At 52.9% G+C, this 2,153-nt stretch carries 4 protein-coding genes; 3 read left to right on the forward strand and 1 reads right to left on the reverse strand.

What is annotated here, in order from left to right:
• Positions 1-93: 93 nt before the first annotated feature.
• Positions 94-378 (reverse strand): hypothetical protein, encoded by a 285-nt coding sequence (locus tag JIN85_RS20185; RefSeq protein ID WP_200274246.1) that lies wholly within the window; start codon positions 376-378, stop codon positions 94-96.
• A gap of 247 nt (positions 379-625) precedes the next feature.
• Between JIN85_RS20185 and JIN85_RS20190 the strand changes: the two genes are divergently transcribed.
• From JIN85_RS20190 to JIN85_RS20200, 3 genes are all read left to right on the forward strand, one after another.
• Complete coding sequence (locus tag JIN85_RS20190) at positions 626-979, forward strand: hypothetical protein (RefSeq protein ID WP_200274248.1); 354 nt, start codon at positions 626-628, stop codon at positions 977-979.
• Positions 980-1,094: 115 nt separating this feature from the next.
• A complete protein-coding gene (locus JIN85_RS20195) occupies positions 1,095-1,541 on the forward strand; it encodes a hypothetical protein (protein WP_200274250.1) in 447 nt (148 codons plus the stop codon).
• 143 nt (positions 1,542-1,684) lie between these two features.
• Positions 1,685-2,035: a hypothetical protein gene (locus JIN85_RS20200; RefSeq protein WP_200274252.1), complete on the forward strand. Its 351-nt coding sequence runs from the start codon at positions 1,685-1,687 to the stop codon at positions 2,033-2,035.
• The last annotated feature ends 118 nt before the right edge of the window (positions 2,036-2,153 follow it).

Genomic DNA, 2,153 nt, shown 5'->3' on the forward strand with positions numbered 1-2,153 from the left:
AAGAGGATAACAAGGCGTGTGTGGCAACGGCGAACAAGCTCGCTAGTTCGCTTCGCTCTAGATGCTCGACACCGCCGTGCCACCACTTTAACGTTAGGCATAAAGAATCATGACTACTCCGTCTTTAAATGTCAGATGCAGAGGCCGCAGCCACCTCATCGGAGTCGGAGTTGTCGCCCTTGTGCTTATCTTATGCGTGTTCTTGGCTTTCGTGCCTGTTTCGCTCGCCGTCACGTTGACCGGCATAGCACTCATCGCAATAATTGCGCCCGGGGTGTTTTGTGCGTCTCGCCGCATGCCGAAGCGATACATCATTTCGACCGAAGGAATACGGCTCGTGCTACCGAACCGAACGGAGATCATTCCATTTTCGAGCATCCAGAGAATTCGATGGTATCGCAGTGGCGCAGTCGTTACCATTGGCGCCGAACATAAATCTGTCAGCATGCACTTCGGCAGCGAAACACCGGCCACTAAGGTGCATATCGATTCACTTATTAATCGGAAGAATGAAAAATGAGCCTAACCATGCGCTAGAGCCAAGCCGATTGCTTGTCACAGATCCTGCTTTCGCAGGCTCTGCGCCAAGCAACCGTCTGGCTCATCTTTGACGTTAGGCAGAAATATGAAAACCCTCCTACTTGCCGCCTGCTGTTTTCTCGTCGGCTGCTCCGCCGTGCCAAAAACGATGCAGGGCACGTATTCTGGCAGTAAGCCCGACTTCGTGATTATCAAGCGTGATGGTGCTGTCTATTGGTCTCCGATGTCCAAAACGGAAGATAAGGCTGTTTTCGTTGGCATCGCATCTCCGAAAAAGAATGATTTGGAGGTGCCCTTGATCGTCCCCTCTGCGTCCACTTTCTTTGGATCGAAGCTGACCTATAGTTCCGATTTCAGCAGACTATATGTTGATTGGGGGCAGGATCTACGCGGGCACGGCAAAGATCGCTCTACCGAATACCTAAGAAACGCAGAATGAAAAATGAGCCTAACAAGGCGCTAGAGACAACTCCGACAGCTGTCACGCCTCGTGCTGACGCACGAGTCGCGCCATCCGTCTACGTGTCTCACCTTTGACGTTCTGCAAAGAATCAATGGACCCGATTCGCATCAAGTCGCCGGAGAGCGATTTCACCTACACCATCGAAGATGGCGAGCTGAACGCGGTCGGTAAGATCTACCTTCAGGGACGCCAGGAGTTCTCATTTCCGATCTCGGAGGTGAACCCCAAGCCGATTGTTCTCGAGCGGCGAGCACCTGCATTTCGTCAGGGGTTGGCCACAGTCGGGTTATCGATCGTAGCGGCGGTATTCTTTCGATTCTTGGAGCCATCTGAGGTGAGGACGTTCTTGCTCCTTTTGATGGGAGTGCTCGCATTCACCGGTCTACTGCTTGTGATAGCCTTCATTCGGCCGCGCCGCTATTTGACTTTCGCCAATCGAGCTGGTGCCGGGCTCTTCATCGTGATTCGAACCATCTCCAACTCCAAAGAGGTTGACCGATTGCTCGACGCACTTCGAGCAGCCGGCTCAACCTTCTAACAAACAAAGCCGAACAAGGCGCAGCACGACAACCGCCTGACCCGCTCCGAATCGAATTCTTATCGTGATGACAACCCTCAACCCACAGTCAACGCGCGGCTGCCGTCAGGCGGTGTGTGTGCTTTGACGTTCGCCAGAAGACCATGGACTACAAACCAGAGCATGCCGCTCGGGCACTTGCGATTCTCGACGAGCTGTTACCAATGGTTACTCCGCGCGCTGAGTATGACCAGCTCGTCGAGATTCTCCGAGACGCGCCCCGTTGGTCAGAAGCACACGATCAGTTCAACGCAATACGAGTGAACATCACTCTGAGAGACGAGGTCTACGGGAAGTCCGATTTGGATTCACTGATTGCTTACGTTGCCGAGAACGCGGCTAAGACAGCCTACAATTGCAGCGGCTGCTCAGCGCCATTCGACAACGACTCTTTTGAGAAGTTGCTGCGATGCCGGGAGGAGTTTATCGGGGCAGCTTCAACCCTGAAGCCGTGACTATGCACATCAACAAAACCAAGGCGAACAAGATGCTGCGTTGAAAGATCAACCGTAAATTGAGTTTTTTGGGATTCTTTTGAGTGGCTGAGGTCGGGTGTTTTTAGGTGGTTTGGAG

Source organism: Luteolibacter pohnpeiensis, assembly GCF_016595435.1.
In the GTDB taxonomy this organism is placed as follows: Bacteria; Verrucomicrobiota; Verrucomicrobiia; order Verrucomicrobiales; family Akkermansiaceae; genus Luteolibacter; species Luteolibacter pohnpeiensis.

What these genes read in the sequence shown, in the direction of transcription:
- JIN85_RS20185 (WP_200274246.1), bottom strand. Translation starts at nt 378, where the DNA reads ATGCTCGAAAATGGAATGATCTCCGTTCGGTTCGGTAGCACGAGCCGT.
- JIN85_RS20190 (WP_200274248.1), top strand. Translation starts at nt 626, where the DNA reads ATGAAAACCCTCCTACTTGCCGCCTGCTGTTTTCTCGTCGGCTGCTCC.
- JIN85_RS20195 (WP_200274250.1), top strand. Translation starts at nt 1,095, where the DNA reads ATGGACCCGATTCGCATCAAGTCGCCGGAGAGCGATTTCACCTACACC.
- JIN85_RS20200 (WP_200274252.1), top strand. Translation starts at nt 1,685, where the DNA reads ATGGACTACAAACCAGAGCATGCCGCTCGGGCACTTGCGATTCTCGAC.